The organism is Marivivens donghaensis (assembly GCF_030410045.1).
GTDB classification, from domain to species: domain Bacteria; phylum Pseudomonadota; class Alphaproteobacteria; order Rhodobacterales; family Rhodobacteraceae; genus Marivivens; species Marivivens donghaensis.
This window is the reverse complement of sequence record NZ_JAUFRA010000006.1, coordinates 79,730-103,463: the sequence shown is the minus strand read 5'-3', so window position 1 is coordinate 103,463 and position 23,734 is coordinate 79,730. Positions and strand designations below refer to the sequence as shown.

28 protein-coding genes are annotated in these 23,734 nt (G+C 55.7%); 9 read left to right on the top strand and 19 right to left on the bottom strand.

The window, feature by feature from the left end; all coding sequences use genetic code 11:
- Positions 1 to 19 precede the first annotated feature (19 nt).
- The 3 genes from QWY83_RS10045 (at position 20) to QWY83_RS10035 (ending at position 1,352) form a co-directional block, all read left to right on the top strand.
- Positions 20 to 487 carry a DUF6173 family protein gene (locus QWY83_RS10045; RefSeq protein WP_249945989.1) on the top strand — a complete coding sequence of 156 codons (468 nt, stop codon included), beginning with the start codon at positions 20 to 22 and terminating at the stop codon, positions 485 to 487.
- An 81-nt stretch (positions 488 to 568) separates the two neighbouring features.
- The gene (locus tag QWY83_RS10040) at positions 569 to 703 is read left to right on the top strand and encodes an aa3-type cytochrome c oxidase subunit IV (protein WP_105235855.1); all 135 of its coding nucleotides are present in this window, start codon (positions 569 to 571) and stop codon (positions 701 to 703) included.
- Positions 704 to 743: 40 nt separating this feature from the next.
- Positions 744 to 1,352, top strand: coding sequence for a hypothetical protein (locus tag QWY83_RS10035; protein ID WP_249945990.1), 609 nt, complete (start codon positions 744 to 746; stop codon positions 1,350 to 1,352).
- Here QWY83_RS10035 and QWY83_RS10030 read toward each other — a convergent pair.
- From QWY83_RS10030 to greA, 4 genes are all read right to left on the bottom strand, one after another.
- Complete coding sequence (locus tag QWY83_RS10030) at positions 1,336 to 1,671, bottom strand: AzlD domain-containing protein (protein WP_249945991.1); 336 nt, start codon at positions 1,669 to 1,671, stop codon at positions 1,336 to 1,338. The two genes, QWY83_RS10035 and QWY83_RS10030, sit on opposite strands and share 17 nt — an antisense overlap.
- Positions 1,662 to 2,321 carry an AzlC family ABC transporter permease gene (locus tag QWY83_RS10025; protein ID WP_249945992.1) on the bottom strand — a complete coding sequence of 220 codons (660 nt, stop codon included), beginning with the start codon at positions 2,319 to 2,321 and terminating at the stop codon, positions 1,662 to 1,664. The genes QWY83_RS10030 and QWY83_RS10025 overlap by 10 nt, the downstream gene beginning before the upstream one ends.
- A gap of 144 nt (positions 2,322 to 2,465) precedes the next feature.
- Complete coding sequence (locus QWY83_RS10020) at positions 2,466 to 3,455, bottom strand: hypothetical protein (protein WP_249945993.1); 990 nt, start codon at positions 3,453 to 3,455, stop codon at positions 2,466 to 2,468.
- Positions 3,456 to 3,474: 19 nt separating this feature from the next.
- Complete coding sequence (gene greA / locus QWY83_RS10015; protein ID WP_249945994.1) at positions 3,475 to 3,945, bottom strand: transcription elongation factor GreA; 471 nt, start codon at positions 3,943 to 3,945, stop codon at positions 3,475 to 3,477.
- Between the two features lie 321 nt (positions 3,946 to 4,266).
- On the opposite strand from greA, the gene QWY83_RS10010 reads away from it, so the two are divergent.
- From QWY83_RS10010 to QWY83_RS10000, 3 genes are all read left to right on the top strand, one after another.
- Positions 4,267 to 5,913, top strand: coding sequence for an electron transfer flavoprotein-ubiquinone oxidoreductase (locus QWY83_RS10010; RefSeq protein WP_105235860.1), 1,647 nt, complete (start codon positions 4,267 to 4,269; stop codon positions 5,911 to 5,913).
- A 69-nt stretch (positions 5,914 to 5,982) separates the two neighbouring features.
- On the top strand, positions 5,983 to 7,722 hold the full coding sequence (locus QWY83_RS10005) for a tetratricopeptide repeat protein (protein ID WP_249945995.1): 1,740 nt from the start codon (positions 5,983 to 5,985) through the stop codon (positions 7,720 to 7,722).
- The gene (locus QWY83_RS10000; RefSeq protein ID WP_249945996.1) at positions 7,709 to 8,569 is read left to right on the top strand and encodes a 4-(cytidine 5'-diphospho)-2-C-methyl-D-erythritol kinase; all 861 of its coding nucleotides are present in this window, start codon (positions 7,709 to 7,711) and stop codon (positions 8,567 to 8,569) included. Before QWY83_RS10005 ends, QWY83_RS10000 begins: the two co-directional genes overlap by 14 nt.
- Here the strand turns inward: QWY83_RS10000 and QWY83_RS09995 are convergent.
- Positions 8,562 to 9,560 (bottom strand): polyprenyl synthetase family protein, encoded by a 999-nt coding sequence (locus QWY83_RS09995; RefSeq protein WP_249945997.1) that lies wholly within the window; start codon positions 9,558 to 9,560, stop codon positions 8,562 to 8,564. The two genes, QWY83_RS10000 and QWY83_RS09995, sit on opposite strands and share 8 nt — an antisense overlap.
- Before the next feature lie 55 nt (positions 9,561 to 9,615).
- On the opposite strand from QWY83_RS09995, the gene QWY83_RS09990 reads away from it, so the two are divergent.
- The 3 genes from QWY83_RS09990 (at position 9,616) to QWY83_RS09980 (ending at position 10,867) form a co-directional block, all read left to right on the top strand.
- Entirely contained in the window at positions 9,616 to 9,831 is a 216-nt protein-coding gene (locus QWY83_RS09990) for a putative signal transducing protein (protein ID WP_105235864.1), read from the top strand.
- Positions 9,828 to 10,580, top strand: a complete 753-nt coding sequence (locus QWY83_RS09985) for a tRNA1(Val) (adenine(37)-N6)-methyltransferase (protein ID WP_249945998.1) — start codon at positions 9,828 to 9,830, stop codon at positions 10,578 to 10,580. The genes QWY83_RS09990 and QWY83_RS09985 overlap by 4 nt, the downstream gene beginning before the upstream one ends.
- Positions 10,581 to 10,699: 119 nt before the next feature.
- Entirely contained in the window at positions 10,700 to 10,867 is a 168-nt protein-coding gene (locus tag QWY83_RS09980) for a YdcH family protein (RefSeq protein ID WP_067550298.1), read from the top strand.
- On the opposite strand, the gene yddG is transcribed toward QWY83_RS09980, so the two are convergent.
- From yddG to trpA, 14 genes are all read right to left on the bottom strand, one after another.
- On the bottom strand, positions 10,864 to 11,727 hold the full coding sequence (gene yddG / locus QWY83_RS09975; RefSeq protein ID WP_249945999.1) for an aromatic amino acid exporter YddG: 864 nt from the start codon (positions 11,725 to 11,727) through the stop codon (positions 10,864 to 10,866). The two genes, QWY83_RS09980 and yddG, sit on opposite strands and share 4 nt — an antisense overlap.
- Before the next feature lie 60 nt (positions 11,728 to 11,787).
- Positions 11,788 to 12,510, bottom strand: coding sequence for an acetoacetyl-CoA reductase (phbB, locus tag QWY83_RS09970; protein WP_249946000.1), 723 nt, complete (start codon positions 12,508 to 12,510; stop codon positions 11,788 to 11,790).
- Positions 12,511 to 12,655: 145 nt separating this feature from the next.
- On the bottom strand, positions 12,656 to 13,831 hold the full coding sequence (locus QWY83_RS09965; RefSeq protein WP_105235867.1) for an acetyl-CoA C-acetyltransferase: 1,176 nt from the start codon (positions 13,829 to 13,831) through the stop codon (positions 12,656 to 12,658).
- A 124-nt stretch (positions 13,832 to 13,955) separates the two neighbouring features.
- Positions 13,956 to 14,732, bottom strand: coding sequence for an EAL domain-containing protein (locus QWY83_RS09960; RefSeq protein WP_249946001.1), 777 nt, complete (start codon positions 14,730 to 14,732; stop codon positions 13,956 to 13,958).
- A 91-nt stretch (positions 14,733 to 14,823) separates the two neighbouring features.
- Complete coding sequence (locus QWY83_RS09955; RefSeq protein ID WP_249946002.1) at positions 14,824 to 15,264, bottom strand: molybdenum cofactor biosynthesis protein MoaE; 441 nt, start codon at positions 15,262 to 15,264, stop codon at positions 14,824 to 14,826.
- Complete coding sequence (gene moaD / locus QWY83_RS09950) at positions 15,264 to 15,512, bottom strand: molybdopterin converting factor subunit 1 (RefSeq protein WP_249946003.1); 249 nt, start codon at positions 15,510 to 15,512, stop codon at positions 15,264 to 15,266. Before moaD ends, QWY83_RS09955 begins: the two co-directional genes overlap by 1 nt.
- Before the next feature lie 4 nt (positions 15,513 to 15,516).
- The gene (gene pgsA, locus QWY83_RS09945) at positions 15,517 to 16,104 is read right to left on the bottom strand and encodes a CDP-diacylglycerol--glycerol-3-phosphate 3-phosphatidyltransferase (protein WP_067550312.1); all 588 of its coding nucleotides are present in this window, start codon (positions 16,102 to 16,104) and stop codon (positions 15,517 to 15,519) included.
- An 84-nt stretch (positions 16,105 to 16,188) separates the two neighbouring features.
- The gene (uvrC, locus tag QWY83_RS09940) at positions 16,189 to 18,084 is read right to left on the bottom strand and encodes an excinuclease ABC subunit UvrC (protein ID WP_435404513.1); all 1,896 of its coding nucleotides are present in this window, start codon (positions 18,082 to 18,084) and stop codon (positions 16,189 to 16,191) included.
- Positions 18,085 to 18,347: 263 nt separating this feature from the next.
- On the bottom strand, positions 18,348 to 19,127 hold the full coding sequence (locus tag QWY83_RS09935) for an SDR family oxidoreductase (protein WP_249946004.1): 780 nt from the start codon (positions 19,125 to 19,127) through the stop codon (positions 18,348 to 18,350).
- Positions 19,128 to 19,140: 13 nt separating this feature from the next.
- The gene (locus QWY83_RS09930) at positions 19,141 to 20,076 is read right to left on the bottom strand and encodes a calcium/sodium antiporter (protein WP_249946005.1); all 936 of its coding nucleotides are present in this window, start codon (positions 20,074 to 20,076) and stop codon (positions 19,141 to 19,143) included.
- Positions 20,077 to 20,244: 168 nt separating this feature from the next.
- A complete protein-coding gene (locus QWY83_RS09925; RefSeq protein ID WP_249946006.1) occupies positions 20,245 to 21,036 on the bottom strand; it encodes a S49 family peptidase in 792 nt (263 codons plus the stop codon).
- A gap of 43 nt (positions 21,037 to 21,079) precedes the next feature.
- Complete coding sequence (locus QWY83_RS09920) at positions 21,080 to 21,841, bottom strand: ABC transporter permease (RefSeq protein ID WP_249946007.1); 762 nt, start codon at positions 21,839 to 21,841, stop codon at positions 21,080 to 21,082.
- On the bottom strand, positions 21,838 to 22,770 hold the full coding sequence (locus QWY83_RS09915; protein WP_249946008.1) for an ABC transporter ATP-binding protein: 933 nt from the start codon (positions 22,768 to 22,770) through the stop codon (positions 21,838 to 21,840). The genes QWY83_RS09920 and QWY83_RS09915 overlap by 4 nt, the downstream gene beginning before the upstream one ends.
- Positions 22,771 to 22,853: 83 nt before the next feature.
- A complete protein-coding gene (gene trpA / locus QWY83_RS09910) occupies positions 22,854 to 23,684 on the bottom strand; it encodes a tryptophan synthase subunit alpha (RefSeq protein ID WP_249946009.1) in 831 nt (276 codons plus the stop codon).
- Positions 23,685 to 23,734 lie beyond the last annotated feature (50 nt).

Here is a 23,734-nt window from a genome sequence, read left to right as displayed (position 1 = left end):
TCTGACAATGGGGGCACCAATGAGCGAACTTTCCGACACAATCGAAACTTCGGCGGAATATGCCGAGAACGCAGTCCTACCCGCACTTCATGAGGTCCATCTCAGTCCTAATGCAAAGTCCGCAGCACCGACGCAGATCCCATCCAATCTTCAAGGTAATGGAGAAGAGAAAAGCGCAGCGCGGTGGGCCTACGAACGCCTGATCCTGTATATTCAGAACTTCGAAAAGCAGCTTGATGCGGACCAAGAGGTTGCGATGGGCTTTACTGGCTCGGACGCAGGCGTGATGCGGATTGAAGGTTTGGGGTATTTCGACCCTGATATCGTGACGTTCTACGGCAGCACCGAAACGGGCACGCGCACTCAATTGATCCAACACGTGGCTCAACTGAACGTCATGTTGATGGCCCTTCCGAAACCAACCGAGCAAGCAGAGCCCACGCGGATCGGGTTTGAATTGGCGAAAGACCTCGAAACGACGGCATGATGGACATTTTGACATCGTGACAGACAGAATTGAATCGTCTATCCACGCGCAAAGCGAACAGAATTCGAGAAGGAGCCTCACATGGCTGAACACAAGCACGGCACCATGGACGCCAGCACACACGAAGCAACCTTTGAAGGCTTCGTAAAATTCTCAACCCGCGTCGCGACGATCTGCATTGTCGCACTGGTGTTGCTTGCTCTGATTAACGGCTAATCAGCAAGTCACAAATTTCGCGCTTTGGGGGCGCGCATTGATGGATCGGCGATCATTTTTGATAGGCGCGCCGCTGGCATTGGCTGGCTGCGCCGCCGAACCCGTCTGGGCTCCTGACAATCAGGTTGCCAGCATGCGCTATCATCACGATGGCCCGCCCCGCCTTACCCTTATGACCATGCGCAACGTAGGTTCCGGCCGCGGCGCCCATACGAGCCTCATGGTCAATGCATCCGAACGGGTCATTTGGGACCCCGCTGGATCGTTCAAACATCCTTCGATCCCTGAACGCAACGATGTCATCATCGGTGTCACGCCACAGATCGAAGACTATTACATTTCTTACCATTCCCGCGCGACGTTCTACACCGTTGTCCAAGAGCTTGATGTCTCTGCCGATGTTGCGGAACGTGCGCTTCGGGCGGTTATGACACACGGTGCCGTGCAGAAAGCCAATTGCGCACGGTCGACCTCGGCCATCCTGAAATCCCTACCGGGGTTTGACCACATCCGCGTCACATTCTTTCCTGAAACCTTGGAAACGCAATTCGGCAAAATGCCCGGCGTTCGGACACGAGAAGTGCGTGAGAATGATTCCGACGACAACGCGCAGGTGCTCTACCAGATTCAGGTTAGCCCGCTGCGCTAAGCTGTAGGCCGATAATCAGCACCGCACTCCCCGCGACAATCGCAGGAAGAACCTTACGCGTCACCATCCCTACAGCCAGCGTGGTCAAGGCGGCAAGCATTCGAACGGGATCGGTCTGGCCATCGGTCGCATTCGGCCAAAGCACCTGTGGCGCGACGAGTGCGGGCAGAACAGCCACTGGCGTGAACCGCAACAAACGAACGACGATGGGCGGCAAGGGGCGATCACCGATTAGTCCCAAGAATGAAAATCGGATCAGAAATGTCCCGACGGCCAAAATGGCGATGACCGTCCAAACCAGCACTGCATCTACAGCCATGTCGCGCTCCGTTTTTCTTGCCAAATTTCCGTTGCGGCCCCTGCGGCCATGGCGCAGGCCGCCGCGATCAAAAGCCCCATCCCTGACGGCAATCCAGAGAGTATAAGTCCAACCGCCACTGACACCGATGCCGCGATCATCTGCGGCACTGTTCTTAGCATTGGCCCAACCAGCGCGATAAAGGTGATCGGCAGGATGAAATCGATGCCAAGGTCCGTGGGAATAGCTTTGCCAATAAGCGCCCCGACCAAAGTCGCCGCAATCCAAGTCGGCACAATCGGAGTGGCGACGCCAAAAAAGAAGGTAACCTTGCGTTCTACGGGCCACTCTGGATTTTGCTCGTAGGCAATGCTGGCAACCGCATAAGTTTGATCGAAATTCATGTAGGCGATCAGTGCACGCTGCCACAGTGGAGCCTTACCCAGATGCGGCACAAGTGCGGCGGAATACATCGCCATCCTCAGGTTCACCGCCAACGCCGCTGCAATGATCAACCAAAGCCCCGCGTTATCGACCATCATTTGCAACGCCGTGAACTGGGCGGCCCCCGCGATCACAAGCATCGTCATGCCCATGGTTTGCGTCAGCGTGAGCCCCGCATCCATCGCGACGACGCCGAACAAAAGGCCAAAAGGTACGACGACGAACATAAAAGGCAAACCGCCAGTCAAACCTTGGCGATAGGCTAACGCACGCGAAGAGGGGGCATAATGATCAACCAGAATGTGAAACGTCGAATTTGATCATTTATTCAAACTCGGAGTTTTACAACCCCTCGACGATCACGAAATAGATCAGTCAAACGCGCCAGTCACACGGCCTACAAGCATAAAGGCCCGTGCAGTTCTGGTTTCTGACAGTGCGGCGATTTCCTCATCCGTGGCCTGCGGTTCGAACGCAACAAGCATCTGATCAAAACGACGTAGGAAATGGTGCGCGGCATCGCGGAAAATAGCATCCTCGCGCATACGAGCCGAGGTCAGTGCCAGACAGGACCGATCGCGAATACCGCCCAAAACGGCTGTTGCACGACCGCGCTCACCCTTAGCAAAGCGGCGCCAAATTTCTGGACGAGCACGGTCGGGCCGCATGTCGTCCATGTAGATACCGTCTTGGGACAAGAGCGTAAGGACATCTTGGCTCGCCTGAACCAGCTGTCGGGCTTGACGGTCCTTGAGCGCAGCACGAAGGGCAGCAAACCCGTCAGCATCCTGATCCGATTCTGGGAAATTGATCGCACGGATCAACATCGCATTCGAAAGCGGCGGCTGCAGCTCTTCTGCGGTGGTCCCCAAGGCGAGACTGGGCTGATCGTCTGACGGTTCGGGCTTGGCCAAGGGTAATTGCACACGGCCCTGTTGGCGGGCCGACGAAAACGTCGCCAATACCGTCTCTGTTTTCTGGGCTGACTGCGCAATCGCGGCCAGTTTCTCTTCGACCTGCCCTGTGATCGCTTTGGACTTCGCCTCACGTTCACCAAACAACGCCTGACGCATGTCATCAATGGAACTACGCAGTCGTTCTGTTTCTTCGCGGTAGATACGCGCGGTCCGTGCGGCGCTGGCTGCGACCCAAATCACCGCCACGGGCAGAAATAGCGCAACGAGCGTCATGACAAAGCGCAAGCTGTCCATCGACCCATCACCATTCGACGGCGCGAAATAGAAAAACGCGCCCGCACCAACGAGCCAAATGAACGTAACCGAATAGCCAATCAGCTCCGCACTCGAAAGAGAGCGGGGTTCGTCTTTGGTTTCTTTAGCTTTGCCTAGACCAGTGCCCATGGCGTGCCGCCTTCCAGCGTTAAACGAAGAGGACCGACAAAATTTCGTAGCTACGGTCGCCGCCAGGTGTGCGTACTTCAACGCTGTCACCTTCGTCTTTACCGATCAAAGCGCGAGCGAGCGGCGATTTGATGTTCAACTTGCCGTTCTCAAGATCAGCCTCGTATTCACCAACGATCTGATATTTCTTCTCTTCGTCAGTGTCTTCATCGACCAACTCGACGGTCGCGCCGAATTTGATTGTTCCCGACAGTTTCGACGGATCAATAACTTCAGCAAGGGACAGAACGCCTTCGAGTTCCTTAATGCGGCCCTCGATGAACGACTGCTTTTCTTTGGCAGAGTGATACTCTGCGTTCTCGGAAAGATCGCCCAGCGCACGCGCTTCGGCAATGGCCTGAATGATAGCTGGACGCTCCACCGATTTGAAGTGTTTGAGTTCAGCGTCAATCTTGTCAAAACCGGCCCGAGTCAGCGGGATCTTTTCCATAATTTACTCCGTCGCACGTCTGTCGTGTTCTCTTGCCCATAACCTATCGGGCAGGTCAAAAGTCAATAGCCCCGCATATCGATTAAAGCTACAAGAAATCAATAAGCCAAGGCGTTTAAGGGGATAACGGACCGATATATCGATCTACTCCACCCTAAGACGGAGAAAGGCCCGCAATATTTTAACGTCGATACCCCGTCCAAATGTCGCAATGCAGCAAAATAACGCCGTGTCGTGATTGCCCAAGAGTTGCGTCTAGTTTAGTCCTTTTGCGAAAGAATGTTACCCAAGCGCGTCGCGCTGAGAACAAAAGGAAATGCCATGACCGCCATCGAACGCGAAGCAATGGACTATGATGTTGTGATCGTCGGTGCCGGCCCTGCTGGGCTTTCGGCCGCGATCCGTCTGAAACAACTGGATGCCGACCTGAGCGTCGTCGTTCTGGAAAAGGGCTCTGAGGTTGGGGCTCACATCCTGTCGGGTGCGGTTCTGGACACCTCTGGCCTTGATCGCCTGATGCCTGATTGGAAAGCCAAAGGCGCGCCGATCAAAACCGAAGTCAAAGAGGACAACTTCTACTTCCTCGGCGAAGCTGGCGGTATCCGCCTGCCGAACGCTGCGATGCCGCCGCTCATGAACAACCACGGCAACTACATCGTGTCGATGGCGAACGTCTGCCGCTGGATGGCAGAACAGGCCGAAGAACTGGGCGTCGAGATTTTCCCAGGCATGTCCTGTTCGGAACTGGTCTACGGCGAAAACGGCGAAGTCGCTGGCGTTGTTGCTGGCGTTTTCGGCCTTGAGGCTGACGGCTCCTACGGTCCGAACACCGAGCCGGGGATGGAGCTTCGCGGTAAATACGTCTTCCTTTCCGAAGGCGTGCGCGGCTCGCTCTCCAAAGAGGTTATGGCGAAATACGACCTTTCCAAAGGGCACTGCCCGCAAAAGTTCGGCATCGGCATGAAAGAGATTTGGGAGATCGATCCAGCTAAGCACAAAGAGGGCACAGTGACCCACACGATGGGCTGGCCTCTGGGGTCCGAAGCTGGCGGCGGTTCGTTCATCTACCACCTCGACAACAATCAGGTTTACGTCGGCTTCGTGGTTCACCTGAACTACAAAAACCCGCACTTGTTCCCTTACATGGAATTCCAGCGGTTCAAGCACCACCCGATGGTGGCTGAACTGCTCAAAGGCGGTAAACGCGTGGCCTACGGTGCTCGTGCGATCTCTGAAGGCGGCTATCAGTCGATCCCGCAGACTGCGTTCCCCGGTGGTGCGCTGCTCGGTTGTTCGGCGGGCCTCGTCAACGTGCCGCGTATTAAGGGTAACCACAACGCGATGCATTCGGGCATCGAGGCTGCGGAATCCGCATTCGCAGCGATCCAAGCGGGTCGTTCAGGCGATGTGCTAGCAGACTACGATACTCGCGTCCGCGAAGGCGTGATCGGCAAAGACCTCAAGAAGGTCCGCAACGTGAAGCCGATGTGGTCGAAATACGGTCTCTTGGGTGGTCTGGCGTTGGGCGGTCTGGACATGTGGACCAACACGCTCGGCTTCTCGTTCTTTGGCACCCTGCGTCACGGCAAAACCGACGCTGCCTCGACCGAAGAAGCGTCGAAGCACCAGAAGATCGACTACCCGAAACCCGATGGCGTTCTGTCGTTTGACCGCCTGACCAACGTGTCGTTCAGCTTTACCAACCACGAAGAGTCGCAGCCTTGCCACCTTCAGCTCAAAGACGCCTCAGTTCCGATCTCGGTTAACTTGCCCAAGTTCGACGAACCAGCGCAGCGCTACTGCCCCGCAGGTGTCTACGAGGTCCTTGAGGGCGAAGACGGTCCGAAGTTCCAAGTGAACTTCCAGAACTGTGTTCACTGCAAAACCTGCGACATCAAAGACCCGTCCCAGAACATCAACTGGACCGTCCCACAAGGCGGTGACGGACCGAACTACCCGAATATGTAATCTCACATCCGCGAGATCACGCCCATTTGGCCCGTCGTCTGATTGCAGGCGGCGGGCCATTTCTTTACGATGTCTTTGAAACTTCTGGATAAGGGGCGCTGCTTCGTGAAAATTCGCACGTTCGGTCTGATGCTGCTCACTGTGGCGAATATCGGTTTGGCACCTTTGCCGTCGCAGGCAGATAGCTTGTCAGGCCCCTACCTCGCAGCACAGCGGGCCTTTGCGGCGGGCGATTTCGAACAGGCGGCGGAATATTACCAACGCGTTTTGGCAATCGACCCAGAGAATATTGGCATGGCAGATAGCGCCATGTCGTCGCTCGTGGCACTCGGTGATTTCGAAGCAGCGCTGCCATTTGCGCAACTCCTAACAAGCCAAGGAAACGTGAGCCAAATCGCGAATATGGTCGTGATGCTTGATCATATCAAAGCGGATCGTTGGAAAAAGGTGCAGTCAGACCTCGAGACTGGACTAGCCGTCAGCGATATGATCGACGGAGCCGTTCAGGCTTGGGGTGCATTGGCCCAAGGAAACGTGCGCGATGCGATTGAAGGTTTCGATGCAATAATCGCAACCGAAGGGCTATCCGCCTTTGGATCATACCAAAAAGCGCTCACGCTAGCCTATGTTGGTGATTTCGAAGGGGCCGAAGACCTGTTCGGAGATCCTGCAAACACCAGTATGCTGCGAAACACTCGCGCGTTGATCGCGCAAGCGCAAGTATTGGGACAGCTGGGCCGCACCGACGATGCGATTGCGCTGTTATCTCGAGCCGACCCATTGGGTAGCGACACCGCGATCCAAAACCTTCTAGCACGCCTAACTGCAGGCGAAACCGTGCCTTTCGATGGGATCACTAATCCCAAAGAAGGCCTTGCCGAAGTGTTCCTGACAGTCGCCATCGCCATCCAAGATGAAGCGCCCGAGGCCTACACCCTCGCTTATTCGTGGGCCGCACATGAACTGGCCCCGACACGTTCAGACGCGATCCTGACCACGGCGGAACTCTACGACGCGTTGGGCCGCTATGACCTGTCCAACGCGACCTTCGCGATGATCTCACCCGAAGACCCCGCATTCCTCGATGCAGAGATCGGTCGCGCGGCTGTCCTCGAAGCGGACGGACGCAACGACGCCGCCATCGAAGTGTTGCAGCAATTGGCTCGCACCTATCCAGAGTCCGGCTACGTCGCTGCGACTTTAGGCGACTCTTTGCGTCGGGTTGAGGACTACAAACAGGCCGACAGCGTCTACACGACCGCACTCGACCTCTACGGTGAGGATGCGTCCAGCGCGTGGTTCATCTATTTCGCACGCGGGATTTCGCGCGAACGGTTGGACCGCTGGGATGATGCCGAAAGCGATTTCCGCGCCGCGCTCGATTTGCGCCCTGGCCATCCCTCGGTGCTGAATTACCTCGGCTATTCACTCGTCGACCGTGGCGAGAAGCTCGACGAAGCCTTGTCGCTCATCGAACAAGCTGTCGCGGCCCAACCCAACAATGGCGCGATCATTGACAGCCTTGGCTGGGCCCTGTTCAAACTTGGACGTTTCGAAGAGGCTGTTCCCGTCCTCGAACGAGGGAGCGAACTGGAAGCCACCGATCCTGTGGTGAATGATCACTTGGGCGATGCTCTTTGGGTCGTGGGTCGGAAACTCGAAGCGCAATTCCAGTGGCAGCGTGCGCTGTCATTTGATCCCGAAGAAGACGAAGCTGCCCGAATCCGCCGAAAAATCGCGATTGGTTTGGATGCGGTGATGATTGAAGAAGGCAAAGACCCATTATCGGTGGCCCGTGGCGACAATTAAGACAACAGCACCTGCAAAGATAAACCTGACCCTGCATGTCACTGGCCAGCGGGCCGATGGGTATCATTTGCTGGATAGTTTGGTCGTTTTTGCCGAAGTCGGCGACGTCATCTCGGCCACCCGCGCTGTCGATATGCGACTGACGGTAACGGGACATTTTGCCGAAGGTGTGCCCCTCGACGGCAGCAACCTCGTTCTGAAAGCCGCCGAAGCCCTCCGTCGTGAGCGCGGCGTGACGATGGGCGCGCACCTCCATCTTGAAAAGAACCTCCCCCATGCTGCGGGGATTGGTGGCGGGTCGTCTGATGCGGCGGCAACGCTGAAACTTTTGGCCGAGCTGTGGGATGTTGAGCCATTGGCGCATGACGACCCTGCGGTCCTTGCCCTTGGTGCCGATGTTCCTGTTTGCCTACGTGCCCCGACACCCTGCCGCATGGCTGGGATCGGTGAAGAGTTGAGCGATTTTACCGCCCTGCCCCGCGCGGCACTCGTCCTCGTCAATCCAAATGTCGAAGTGCCAACGCCTGAAGCCTTTCGTGGGCTAACGCAGAAAACAAACCCGGCAATGGGTGAACTGCCAGTTGGTGTAACGCTCAATGGGTTTACGGACTGGCTGCATGAGCAGCGCAACGACCTTCATAAACCTGCCGCTGCAGTTGCCACAGAAATTGACAAAGCGCTCACCATGATGCGCCAGCAACGCGCCGTTCTTTGGGCAGGGATGTCAGGGTCAGGTGCGACTTGCGTGGCGGTGGTCAAGGATATGGGGGCCGCCCGTCAGGTCGCCCGCATGATCCAAATTCGAGAACAAAGTTGGTGGGTTGTCCCCACCCCGCTTCTTAGCTGATACGCGCAACCACGTAGTCAGCGATATCCGACAGCATGTCGCGGATGTCGTGTGCCGGGACTTCCGCAAGACATGCTTTAGCTTTCGCAGCCCACTGCAACGCCTCATCGCGAGTGTCATCCAACGCACCATGCTTGCGCATGATGTCGAGTGCGGCCTCTAGGTCGCCTTCGACTTGTTTGCCCTTCGCGATGGTGCGCGTCCAAAACGCCATCTCGTCCGCATCCGATTTCGCGACCGCTTTGATCAACGGCAGTGACAATTTCCGCTCGCGGAAGTCATCGCCGATGTTCTTACCGATCGCCTCGGTTCCACCGTAGTCGAGCAAATCGTCAACCATTTGGAACGCAATGCCCAAGGCGTCGCCATAATCGTAGAGCGCTTTCTCGACGCTCTCATCTGCGCCAGAAATCACCGCGCCGACCTGAGTGGCCGCAGAGAACAACGCTGCCGTTTTACCACGGATCACCTTTAGATAAGTATCTTCGGTCGTGGTCAGATCACGTGCTGCGGTGAGCTGGAGAACTTCGCCCTCAGCAATCGTCGCAGACGCATCAGCAAGGATGCCCAAAACGCGGATCGAACCCGTTTCGACCATGATCTGGAACGACCGAGAGAACAGATAATCGCCGACCAGAACGGACGACTGGTTATCCCACAAAAGGTTCGCCGTCGGACGCCCGCGACGCTGATCACTTTCGTCGACAACGTCATCGTGCAGCAAGGTCGCTGTATGAATAAACTCAACCGTTGTCGCTAGATGAATGTGATACGGACCCTCGTAACCGCAGAGTTTCGCCGCCGCGAGCGTCAGCATCGGGCGCAAACGTTTTCCACCAGCTTCGATCAAGTGGGCAGTCACTTCAGGAATACGGGGCGCGTGTTCCGACGACATCCGATCACGGATCATCAGGTTCACGGCTTCCATTTCAGGCGCCAGCGCCTCTGCCAGACGTTCATGCGGTTTGGTGGCAGTTACATCGAGGCTCATCACAGGCTCCACGGCGCTATTGGCAAAGTCGGTTTCCCGCCTTACGTCTTTGGGTATGAAAGAGCTTTTACGCACAACCGACCCCACTGTGATCGCCTTTGCAAAGGTGCTCTTAGACGGTGAGGGTATAGACTGCTTCGAGTTTGACGTAAATATGAGCGTCCTCGACGGAAGCCTCGGCATTTTGCCGCGCCGCATTATGGTGCGAGATGCCGATCATTTCATCGCAACTGCCGTTTTACGCGACAATGAAATCGATTTGGGCCTGTGACTGACCTTAGCTGCGATAACTTTCTGAATGGTAAGGTTAGGGTCTGGCAGCCGATCAATGGCTACCGCGCTGGCGTTGATCCTGTTCTGCTCGCCGCTGCTGTTCCGGCAAAATCAGGCCAAACCGTATTGGAACTTGGCTGCGGCGTAGGCACGGCTAGCCTGTGTCTTTCAGCGCGGGTTGCAGAACTGTCGATCACTGGCGTCGAATTACAGCCAGAGTATGCGGAACTGGCGCGCAAAAATGCCGCCGAGAACAAAGCGCCATTAGATGTGATCACCGCCGACCTTCGTGCCTTACCAGCGGACCTCAGAAATCAGCAATTCGATCACGTCATCATGAACCCACCCTACTATGATCGCACGGCATCTACTGCCGCGACTGACCTTGGTCGGGATACTGCACTCGGCGGTGATACCCCTTTGGCGGACTGGGTGACGATCGGCGCAAAGCGCCTCGCGCCGAAGGGCTATTTCACACTTATCCAACGAATCGACCGCTTACCCGAAGTGCTAAGCGCCGTTCAGACCTGTCTGGGTTCAATCATCGTCCAACCTATCGGGGCCCGTAACGGCCGCAGTGCAGGCCTCTTTATCGTCCAAGCGCGCAAGAATGGGCGGGCGGCCTTCAAGCTCGCAGCGCCCTTTGTCATGCATGTTGGAGAGAGCCATACCGCTGACGGTGAAAGCTATACGCCCGAAGCCACCGCTATTTTACGAGATGGCGCTGAATTGAGCATAATTTGTTAATTTAATTGCGCAGGATCGGCGGAAAACGACCGATCTCGAAAAATGCTGCAGCGCCGCGTGACAGTTTTGTAAAACTGTGCTGCAATCGAGTCGCAACCATCACAACAGAGGAGACGACTATGAGCCTAAGTTCGCACATCGAGGAACTGAGGAAGAAACACCAGAACCTCTCTGCGGCCGTAGAAAGTGCACAGCGCAGTCCGGCAATTGACGCATCAGAGATTAGCCGTCTCAAGAAACAGAAGTTGATGGTCAAAGAGGAAATTACGCGCCTGACAACCCACTAAGGCCTACGGCTCGCTTGTGCGGCCAGTGCCGCGCCTCCGGTAATTAGGGCAGCGGCAAGTAACAAAGTCCAAGTCGGGGCTGCGATCCCCGCGACAACAAGCGCCAAGGTGGAGAGAACAGGCGCAGCATAGGAGGCGACACCAAGCAATTGGATGTCGCCTTTTTTCACGCCCACATCCCAAACAAAAAACGCGATCCCGACGGGGCCAACGCCGAGCCCAATGACTGACAGCCATCCAAGCGTGGTGGTCGGCCAGATCGTGTCTTCCAATGCGACGTGCGCGACCCCTGACAGAATTGCGGTGGCGAGGCAAAACACGACGACCGATGCTGTCGGGACGGCCCCGAAACTGCGGGATACGACCGAATACCCTGACCATGTGAGCGCACAGAGGAACGCCAATCCGTAACCGGGCAATGCATCAGCATTAAACCCTGTCACACCTTGCGCGACGATCAAAACTGCGCCCGCGAATCCGATCAGTCCTCCGATGATGTGGCCGCGTTTCAAGTGCTCTCCCGGCAACAGACCAGAGAACAAGACGATCAATAGTGGCCAAAGGTATGCTATCAGGCCCGCCTCAGCGGCGGGGGCCATTCGTAGCGCCGAAAAATACAGGAAGTGATAGCCGAAGAGACCCGCCGTTCCGATGAGATAGACCCGTAGCGGCACACGGCGAAGTTGCGACAAGCCACCCGTTGCAAGCAACCAGATCACACCAATCCCCCCGCCGATCGCAAAGCAGAGCGCGTTCAACAGAAAAGGCGGCACGGGGGCCGATCCGACGGTGAAGAGCGCGAGCAGCGCCCACAAAAGGACCGCGATAAATCCGACTGCTGTGTAAGAGGTTTTAGACATGAAAAGGGCCGATCATTGTGACCGGCCCAATTTGACTAATAAAATCAAACGCGCAAGCGATTAGACGAAGAACTGTCCGCCGTTCGCGGAAATGGTCGAGCCGTTTACAAAGCCCGCGTCGTCTTCGACGAGGAATTTCACGCAACGCGCGATTTCTTCCGGCTCGCCCAGACGACCTGTCGGGATCTGGCCAATGATAGCTTCACGCACTTTTTCCGGAACAGCCATAACCATTTCGGTCGCGATGTAGCCTGGGCAGATTGCGTTTGCTGTGATGCCGAAACGTGCACCTTCTTGGGCCAACGATTTCACGATGCCGAGGTCACCGGCTTTGGTCGCGGCATAGTTAACCTGACCGAACTGACCTTTTTGACCGTTGATCGAGGAGATGACCACGATGCGGCCAAACTTGCGCTCACGCATACCCGGCCAAATCGGGTGAACGGTGTTGAAAACGCCCGTTAGGTTGGTGTCGATCACTTCCTGCCATTGTTCGCGGGTCATTTTGTGGAACGGCGCATCGCGAGTGATGCCTGCGTTTGCCACAACGATGTCAATCGGGCCGAGGTCCACTTCGACCTGCGCAAGACCCGCCGCGCTTTCGTCGTAGCTGCCAACGTTCCATTTGTAAGTCTTAATGCCTGTTTCAGCAGTGAAGGCAGCGGCTTTTTCGTCATTCCCAGCATAGGTCGCAGCTACGGTATAACCAGCGTCTTTAAGGGTTTTAGAAATCGCAGCACCGATGCCGCGGGAACCACCAGTTACAAGAGCTACACGGGACATTTGATTCTCCTCCTAAGAAATTCAGTTAGTAACGTTATTATTTGAAACGACATATATACGCAATATTATTGCGCTGCAATGCCGCATCGAACAAAAAAGGGGCCCAGCGCGCTGAACCCCTTTGACGTAGAGTAAACGCCGAATGTTACAGGCGTTCAACACACATTGCGACGCCCATGCCACCGCCGATGCAAAGGGTAGCGAGACCCTTTTTCGCATCGCGGCGCTGAAGTTCGAACAACAGGGTGTTCAGAACACGACAGCCCGATGCACCAATCGGGTGACCGATTGCGATTGCGCCGCCGTTTACGTTCACAATTGCTGGATCCCAGCCCATGTCCTTGTTCACGGCGCAAGCCTGTGCAGCAAAGGCTTCGTTTGCCTCGACGAGGTCGAGATCGCCAACCGACCATCCAGCTTTGGCCAGTGCTTTCTTCGACGACGGGATCGGGCCACAGCCCATGATCGACGGGTCGAGGCCAGCGGTCGCGTAGGACGCAATGCGTGCCAGCGGTGTCAGACCACGGCGAACGGCTTCTTCTTCGGTCATCAGCAGAACGGCTGCCGCACCGTCGTTCAGGCCAGATGCGTTACCTGCAGTGACAGAGCCGTCTTTGGTGAAAGCTGGGCGCAGTTTCTGCATGCTTTCAAGGGTCGCGCCGTGGCGGATGTATTCGTCTTTGTCGACAATGGTGTCGCCCTTACGGCCTTTGACGGTGAACGCGATGACTTCGTCGTCGAATTTGCCAGCCTTCTGCGCTGCTTCCGCTTTGTTCTGCGACGCAAGCGCGAATTCGTCCTGCATTTCGCGGGTGATGCCCCACTGGTTTGCAACGTTTTCAGCGGTCTGACCCATGTGGTAGCCGTTGAATGCATCCCACAGGCCGTCTTTGATCATGGTGTCGATCAGCTTCATGTCGCCCATTTTGGTGCCGTTGCGCATGTGAGCACAGTGAGCCGAGAGGGACATGTTTTCTTGACCGCCAGCAGCAACGATCGACGCATCGCCGAGCATGATGTGCTGTGCAGCAAGAGCAACCGCGCGAAGACCCGAACCACAAACCTGGTTAAGGCCCCAAGCAGCGGATTCAATCGGCAGGCCCGCAGCGATGTGTGCCTGACGTGCAGGGTTTTGGCCCTGACCAGCGGTAAGAACCTGACCAAGGATGGTCTCATCCACTTCGCCTTTTTCAATTCCAGCGCGCGCGACAACCGCTTCGAGCACAGCAGCACCTAGTTCATGCGCAGGAACATTGGCAAAGGAACCGCCAAAGCTGCCAACAGCAGTTCGTGCGGCAGACGCGATTACGATATTGGTCATGAGAATCCTCTCCTCTAAGGCTCAGAAAAACGGCAATTTGCTGATCACCATCGGCATCTATGTACAAATTATGCCTGCTTGGCGCAACATTATTTCGCTGCGACGCAGCTAATATAGATAGACTTTAGATTGAGAGTCGCGGCGCACCGAAATGATAGCCCTGCAAGCAATCGATTCCCATGTCACAGAGCAATTCTGCCTCTGCTGCCGTTTCCACACCCTCAACCACAGCAAACATCTCGAACTGCTGGGCCACGGTGATCAACGCTTCAGCCATGACCTGATTGTCGGGCGAGTCCTGAATGTTATGGATAAAACAGCGATCAATTTTCACCATATCGAAGTAGAAATCTTTGAGCCGCTGAAACGCGATCAATCCCGCGCCGAAATCATCGAGGGAGAAATTCACGCCATAGGGCTGCATGTCCTCCATAAAGCGGATCAACACCTCATGAAGCTGCATCGCAGAAGTTTCACTAATTTCAAGGATCAGCCGCGGCCCGATATCGCGCCCTCGGTTCAAGCCTGCCGTCAGGGTTCTGCGCCATTTTCCATCCGCCAATGACCGCGCCGACATGTTAACCGCCAAACGCATCGTCGGATTATTACGCAGAACCTCTAACCCCAGTCGCAACGACGCGCAGTCGATTTCGCGACCTAGGACGGTCTCTTCGACCTCGCCCATGAACTGACCCGCAGGGATAATTCGGCCTGTGCTATCGCGCAGACGGATCAGCCCTTCGTAAAATGCGACGGTGGTGCCATCCGCCGCCGCTATGACAGGCTGAAAGGCCAGTTGCGCCTGTCCCGCAGCGAGAGACTTGCGCACCATATTCATCACGTCTCTGTCCCGCGCATACACAGCATAATCGAGCGGGGTCTGTGGTTCTGCGGCAGCCATATAGTCCATCCTTTGCAACGGATAGAGATTGGCCGACCGATACCTAAAGCGCGGTAAAGGAAACGGAATTGAATAGAATTTGAGGTACTTCTTACCAGCGGTCGAGAGCGGCTTCGTCTTCGTCCCGCGCCTCAACCCAGCCATCGCCAGATTGGGTCATCTCTTTCTTCCAGAACGGCGCACGCGATTTCAGGTAGTCCATGAGAAATTCGGCGGCTTGGAACGCATCGACCCTGTGACGCGATGCCGTTGCGACCATCATAATCTGATCGCCAGCAGTCAAACGACCATGACGATGGATCACCAAGGCCCCTGCCAAATCCCAGCGCGACTGAGCCTCTGACACAATCGCGGCAATCGCCTTTTCGGTCATGCCCGGATAGTGTTCGATCTCCATTGCGACGAGGCCACCGTCCACATCGCGCACCACACCAGTAAAGCTCACAACCGCGCCTGCACCTGCAACGGTGTCGGTAAAGGCGTTCAGTTCCGCGCCCGCGTCAAAGACTTCGGTTTGGATGCGAACGGTCATCAGCCACCTGTCATCGGCGGGAAAAACGCGACTTCGCGCGCGCCGGCCAGCGAAGCATCGAAATCTGTCAGTTCTTGATCAACGGCCACACGCAGCGCGCGCAGGTCAGAAAACGCCAGCGCATACCGCTCTTCACGGGCTTTGAGCTCTTCGATCAGTTCAGCAACTGTCGCCGCATCTGTTGCGACTTGTTCGCGGGGCACTCCGATCCGTTCACGGACCCATGCAAAGTAAAGGATATCAATCATGCGACTACTTTAGATACGGCAGAGCTTTTCGGAAATAGTCCAAACCGGTGATAAACGTCAGGATAGAGGCGACCCACAAAATGGCGACACCCAGATACCAACTGTGCCGCGCGTAGTCCAAAAAGGCCACATCGCGTAGCGCGTGATGTTCGAATGCTCCTGTAGAAAACAGGATCGAAATCGCCACCATCTGTGCAGTTGTTTTCCATTTGGCCAGCTTGGTCACTTTCAAAAGACCCGCCGTATCCCCAAGGTATTCGCGCAGACCAGACACAAACACTTCGCGGAACATGATGATTGTCGCGGGCAACAGGAACCACGGGTTCATACCAGAGAACCCCGTGATGACCATGAGCGCAATCACGACCATCGCCTTATCCGCAATAGGGTCCAGCATTGCGCCGATTTTGCTTTCTTGTTTCCACGCGCGAGCGAGATAGCCATCCAGAAAATCGGTCACAGCGGCCAGCACGAACAGGACCAGTGCGAACCAATCGGCCCATGGACGTGCGAAGTATAGGAACATCAATGCCACACCCGGCGCAGCCAACAGGCGCAACACGGTCAAGGTATTCGGCAAGGTCCACTTCATAATCGCCCCCTTTCGTCCCATGCCTCTTCTTAACGGGCGGCTGCGACGGCGAACAGCCCCCACATTGAACCACCGTAGGGTTGTTCAGCCATTTTCGTGAAAGTAGGCGTAAATCGTCTCGGCCATCGCGCTCGAAATGCCGTCAACAGCCAGCAAATCCGACAAATTCGCGCCCCGAACGGCTTTAGCGCTGCCAAAGTGCGCAAGCAAAGCGCGTTTACGTGTCGCACCAACCCCTGGAATATCGTCCAAGGTCGTCACACCAATCGCTTTGGACCGTTTGGCGCGGTGGGTGCCGATGGCGAAACGGTGTGCCTCATCGCGCATACGCTGGATGAAGTAGAGAACGGGATCATTGCGCTGCAGGGCAAAGGGACGCTGACCTGTGCGGTAGAACTCTTCTTTGCCGTGATCACGATCAACGCCTTTTGCGACACCGACCATCGCCACATCAGCGACGCCCATCTGGTCCATGATCTCCTGCACCGCAGACACCTGCCCTGCACCACCATCAATCAGCAGAAGGTCCGGCCAGTTGCCCGACGTCCGATCAGGGTCTTCTTTTTGAAGGCGCGCAAATCGACGCGTGAGCACTTCTTTCATCATGCCAAAATCGTCACCCGGTGTGATGCTATCGCCCCGAATATTGAACTTACGGTATTGCGATTTCATGAACCCGTCAGGCCCTGCGACGATCATAGCGCCAACGGCATTGGTGCCCTGAATGTGGGAGTTGTCGTAAACCTCAATGCGCTCTGGCGGCGCGTCGAGGTCGAATGCCTCAGCGATGCCACGAAGTAGTTTCATCTGCGTAGCACTTTCGGACATTTTCCGCGCAAGGCTCTCTTTCGCATTGCGGAGCGCGTTGCTGACCAGCTCGGCCTTTTCGCCGCGCTGCGGGACAGTGATCTCGACCTTGCGCCCTGCTTTCTCGGCCAACGCCTCAGCCATCAGATCTTCGTTATCGAGGCCATGAGACAAGATGAGTGCCTTTGGCGGATCGCGGTCTGAGTAGAACTGGCCGACGAATGCCTCCATCACTTCCGCCAAATCTTCGTCTCCACTGATCCGCGGGTAAAAGTCGAAATTGCCCCAGTTTTGGTTCGCGCGAATAAAGAACACCTGCACACAGGCTTGCCCGTTTTCGGTATGGAGCGCGATGATATCTGCCTCTGCCACCGTCCGAGGGTTGATCCCTTGGGCCGTTTGAACTTGGGTCAGCGCCTTGATCCGATCGCGCAGGGAGGCGGCACGTTCGAATTCCATCGCCTCTGACGCCGCCATCATATCAGCGGCGAGGTTCTCTTGGATCTGAGCAGTTTTGCCCGATAGAAAATCAGCCGCATCTTTGACCGACTTTCGGTATTCGGCCTCGGTGATATAGCCGACACAGGGAGCCGTGCAGCGTTTGATCTGATATTGCAGACACGGGCGGGTGCGTCCCTCAAACTGGCTATCGGTACAATTGCGGAGCAAAAAGACTCTTTGGAGCTGACTTAGGGTGCGATTTACCGCCCCAGCACTCGCAAAAGGCCCGAAATACTGGCCCTTCTCTTTCTTCGCACCACGGTGTTTTTTAACCATCGGAAACGCGTGATCGGTCACCAGCACATTCGGAAACGATTTGTCGTCGCGCAGCAGCACGTTGTAGCGCGGCTTGAGCTGCTTAATAAGGTTTTGCTCTAGTAGAAGCGCCTCAGTTTCCGTCCGCGTCGTCAGGAACATCATCGACGCCGTTTCCGAAATCATCCGCGCGATACGGCCCGAGTGATTACCAGGACGCGCATAGTTCGACACCCGATTACGCAGGTTTCGCGCTTTTCCCACATACAAAACGCGACTTTCTTCATCCAACATTCGATACACGCCCGGTGAACCATCGAGCGTTTTCAAATAGGCCGCGATGCGGTCGTATCCGGTCAGAGGGGCGTCACTGTCGTCGTTCACTTCACAAGCCTGTGATTCTTTGGTTCGCTGCAATTTTACATCCCCGTCGGCAAGGGGAAAGGCATCCACTGAAACTGTGGATAACTCTGTGGAGTGATGCCGCACAGATGGAAAAAATCCTTATTTTTCGGCTCACTCCTTAGTTTGCCTATTTTTTAATCAATATAATAAATACCTGAAATTAAACGATAAAAAATTTTCCACCCGTTCAAACACCTGAAAACACAGGATTAAGTAACAGTTTCATGTCGGTATTTTGACAAAGTGCACAACTTGTCGCGCAATCTTTGAGATTGTTACTCGACCCCAAGTATATCTTGCGTTTTCCAACCTAGGTGCTGACCGCCGTCGACGCAGATCAATTGGCCCGTCACAGCGACCGAGTCGACCAGAAAACCCAACGCCGCACATATGTCTTTTGGGTTCGATCCACGCTCCAAAATCGTGGAACGGCGTTGCTGCTGAAAGTGATCGAGGGTCTGCCGCCCGCCCTGCAACGTCGGGCCAGGTCCGATCGCGTTTACACGGACTTTCGGAGCAAGACCTTGGGCCGCCGTTTGGGTCAGCGCCCAAAGCCCCATTTTGGCGATGGTGTAGGTCGAAAATTCTGGCGTCAATTTCCGGACACGCTGATCGATCATATTGACGACCAAGCTTTGCGCGACTGGTTCCCCCATATCATCCACGATCGGATCAGGGGCCTGCGCGGCTAATGCTTGAGTCAGGACATAGGGCGCGCGGAGGTTCGACTCCATATGCCGATCCCAACTAGTGCGCGTCGCAGTATGGATGTTGTCGTATTCAAAGATTGACGCATTGTTCACCAAACAGGTGATCGGGCCGCCCAGTGCCTCTGCTGCTTTTGGCAACAAATCTTGTACTTCGGCTTCGATCAGCAAATCAGCTTGAAGCGTGACCGCGGATCGACCCATTGCCCGAATAGCCATTGCCGTCTCCTCGGCACCTTCTTTGCTGCTCGCGTAGTGCACAGCAACATCATAGCCGCGCTCTGCCAAATAGAGGGCCATATCACGACCCAAACGAGCACCTGCTCCGGTTACCAATGCGCGCTTCATCATCGAACTCCTGTCACAACAGGACAAAGAGATAGGCCAGATACAGCGCGGTCAAGGCAATGCCTGCAATCCGGCCAAGATCACGTTTGAAAAAGACGAATGGGATCAACAAAAGAGATGCGGCAGCCATCGCCCACAGGTCGCGGGTTAGGAATTCTGTGGGCACGGGGATGTCGCCAAAAAAGCTCGACAGCCCGACGATTGCCAAAAGGTTAAACATGTTCGACCCGATGACGTTGCCCAACGCTACATCCGCCTGACGACGCAGGGATGCCATGACGGTCGTCGCAAGTTCGGGCAGCGACGTGCCGACAGCCAGAAGGGTCAGACCAATCACTGCATCGCTGACCCCATAACGAACGGCGATGTTCGTCGCGCCTTCGACCAAGATGTTCGCCCCCAAAGGCAGACCAACCAAACCCACTGTCAAAAACGCAATGATCTTCTTCCAAGTCATGCTTGGGTCAGCGCCCTCGACCGCCTCATCTTCAGACGATTGAGCACGGTGCTTGAGCGTCTCCAAAAGGGTATGCCCCAAGATCAACGCCAAAGCAGCGATGAGGATCAGACCTTTGACCCAAGTGATCGGTCCCGTAAAACATAGGCCGATAAACAACGCAGTACCCGCGAGCATTTGCAGATAGCTGGCGCGGGTATCGTAGTGGCTGGTGTGCATAAGCGCGATCATCGCTGGAATACCCAAGACGATCAAAATATTCGCCGTATTCGACCCTACGACATTCCCCAAAGCGAGCTCTGGAACGCCATCCAAAATGGCTTGAACCGAAATCAGCAATTCAGGGGCAGAGGTGCCAAAGGCCACAATCGTCAGCGAGACGACCAGCGCAGGCACCCCTAGTCGCAGGGACAGATTCACCGCCCCTTTGACCAAAGCATCGCCCGCCAGCAGCAGGATAATCAAACCTGCAAACGTCAGCACCCAATCCATAAAACCTTAGTCCTTTTTGCAGCCACATCGGGATTTGCCGATGCGAAACTTTCCGCAGCGCGGGCATTTGGCAGATGCAATGCGATCCTGCCCAGGGAAGCGCCACTTTCCGAACATGGCCAAAACGACCATGAAAATCAGAAAGAAAAAGACGGCGCGCACCAACATTTACAAACCAAACCGCGCAAAGGATGCGCGTTCTTCAACGCCCGCGATCACATCCTGTGCCGCTTGGGCACCGAACCGTTGGAACAGCGAACGACGCTGTTCGTAGCGTCGGAACGTGACCTTATCGCCGAAACGGTCTTTCATCACTGACACCAAATGCCCAATGCCATCCGCTAGACCGTTTTCGACGGCACGCTGGCCGATCCAGATCTCGCCCGTGAAGTGATCCGTGCCTTCAGTCAATTTTCCCGCGCGACGGGATTTTACATAGTCGATGAAATAGACATGCAAGTCATCCAGCCAGCCGCGCAGACGTTCGATGTCCTCTGGGTTTTCAGGCTTGAACGGGTCGAGCTGAGATTTGGACTTACCAGCCGTATGAACCCGCCGCTCTACGCCATATTTACCGATTAGATCGCTAAAGCCGAAGCCTGCAGAGATCACGCCAATGGACCCAACGATCGAACCGCGATCCACGAAAATCTCGTCCGCAGCGCAGGCCAGCCAGTAACCGCCCGATGCCGCCACGTCTTCGACAAAAGCGAAAACGGGGATGTCCTTTTCTTCGGACAATCGGCGAATGCGTCCGGCAATCAACGACGACTGAACAGGTGATCCGCCGGGTGAGTTGATCTGCAGCGCAACCGCATCGGGTTTACCGCGAAACGCCTTTTCGATCACAGGCGCGAGGCTGACATCATCTAGCCCGCGCGACGAATTGGAGATTTGCCCCTGAAGCCGAACGACGGCGACACGGGGGCCTGATTTCACAAAGGGTATCCAGCGTTTCATACGATGACAGATAGGCACGAGGTCCAGCCGTAACAAGCCGCCGTCACGAACGAATGCGCCAACCCGTGCGGAATATCCACGCAATTGCACCGAGGCACAGCGCGGTAAACGCCGCAATCGCCATGAGCGACACGCCAACAGGAACATCTGCCTGTTCAAAGAACGACCAGCGGAACCCAGAAATCAGATAGTGAACTGGGTTCAAAAGAGTCACGGCCTGCCAAAACGGCGGCAACATGGTGGTCGAGTAGAAGCTCCCCCCGAGGAACACCAACGGCGTGATGATCAGCAGTGGGATGATCTGCAGTTGCTCAAAATTCCCAGCCCAAATCCCGATGATGAAGCCCAGCAGAGAGAACGACAGACAGGTTAGGATCAAAAACGCGACCATCGCCAAGGGATGCATCACCTGAACATCGACAAAGAAAAACGAGGTGACAAAGATGATTGCCCCGATAATGAGGGCCTTAGACGCTGCCGCCCCGACATAGCCCACTGTAGCCTCAAGGAAGTTGATCGGCGCCGAGAGGAGTTCGTAGATCGAGCCCGTGAATTTCGGGAAATATATCCCGAAAGATGCGTTAGAGGTCGCTTGGGTCATGACTGACAGCATGATCAGACCCGGCACGATGAATGCGCCATAGCTGACGCCCTCGACCTGATCGATACGGCTGCCAATCGCCGCGCCGAACACGATGAAATAGAGCGAGGTTGAGATAACTGGCGCGAGGAAGCTCTGCCGATAAGTGCGGAAAAAGCGCGACATTTCGAAAATGTAGATCGCACGCATTGCTTGATAGTTCATGCTGCGTCTCCTTTGACCAGACCGACGAAAATCTCTTCGAGGCTGCTTTGCCGTGTTTCCATATCCACCATTTGAAGCCCCGCTTTTTGAAGGTCATTCAAAAGGGACGTGATGCCCGTGCGGTCGGCCTTTGTGTCGTAGACGTAGCGCAGGCGCGCGCCCTCTTCGATCACCTCAAGCCCATGGGCACTGAGTGCATCTGGAATGTCGCCCACAAAAGGTTGATCCAACTGAACGATCAGTTCTTTCTGCCCCATGTGGCTCATCAAGGCATCTTTGTCCTGAACGAGCATAATCTGGCCCTTGTCGATCACGGCGACGCGGTCAGCCATGGCCTCGGCCTCTTCGATGTAGTGGGTGGTCAGAATGATCGTCACGCCATCCTGACGAAGCCGATCAACCACCGCCCACATGTCTTTACGCAACTCAACGTCTACACCCGCGGTCGGTTCATCTAGGAACAGAACTCGCGGTTCGTGGGCGAGCGCCTTGGCAATCAGAACACGACGTTTCATACCACCCGAAAGGGCCATAATCTTGGTGTCTTTTTTGTCGAGCAAACCAAGCTGGCGCAGAATGTCCGTCACCAAAGCGTCGTTACGCGATTTTCCAAAGAGGCCGCGCGAAAAACTAACCGCGTTGAAAACGGTTTCAAACGCTTCGAGGCTAAGCTCTTGGGGCACCAATCCGATCATCGACCGCGCAGCACGATAGTCCTTGAGGATGTCATGGCCGCCAACGGTCACTGTCCCCGACGATGGCATCGTGATGCCGCAGATCGTCGAGATCAGCGTGGTTTTACCCGCTCCATTCGGCCCGAGGAGCGCAAGGATTTCGCCCTCTTCAATATCGAGCGTGACGCCCTTGAGCGCTTCAAACCGTGAGGCGTAGCTTTTGCGCAGGTCATTAACCCGTACGATCGGTGCCATTCGGAAATCCCCCTTAGTCGGGCAAAGAAATAGCCCGCAGCACTGCTACGGGCTACTGATATTTATGTGCGGCTGTGCGCAGATCAGTTGCTTTTGGCGCGACGCACACCAGCGGCAAGATCAGCAACCATGTCATTGACGGCAGTCGCGGTCGCGGCCGTAGCGGTATCACCTGCGCCAAAGGTCGATGCGATTTGGTTGACCAGCGCGGTGCCCACAACCACGCCATCGGCATGTTCGCCCAGCGCTGCAGCGTGTTCACCCGTCTTAACGCCAAAGCCCACGACAATCGGCAGGTCAGTATATTTGCGGATACGCTCCAACGCGGTCGACACGACCGAATAATCTGGTGTTGCCGCGCCCGTAATGCCGTTGATCGACACGTGGTAAACAAAGCCCGAAGAATTCTTCAGAATGACAGGAAGGCGTTTATCGTCCGCAGTCGGCGGAACGAGACGAATGAAAGCCAAACCCTGTTTCATCGCGGGGATGCAAAGTTCGTCATCTTCCTCAGCAGGGACATCCACGACGATCATGCCGTCAACGCCAGCGTATTTGGCATCGAGGACGAATTTCTCGGGGCCGTAGGAATAGATCGGGTTGTAGTAGCCCATCAAGATGACCGGAGTATCTGGGAAATCCTTGCGGAATTCACGCACCAGATCGAGCGTCTTAACGGTCGTTTGCCCCGCATCAAGAGCGCGCAGGCCAGACGCCTGAATGGCAGGACCATCGGCAACTGGATCTGTGAAGGGCAAGCCAAACTCGACGATATCCGCGCCAGACGCTGCAACGTTTTTCAGAATAGCGAGAGAGGTTTCCGCATCCGGATCACCCGCCATGGTGTAAGTCACCAGAACAGGACGATTTTCGGCACGGGCTTTCGCAAAGCAGGCGTCGATACGGGCGGTCATGATAGTCTCCTTGGCCGTGAGCAAAACGGCTTTAACAGGAAAGCGCGAGG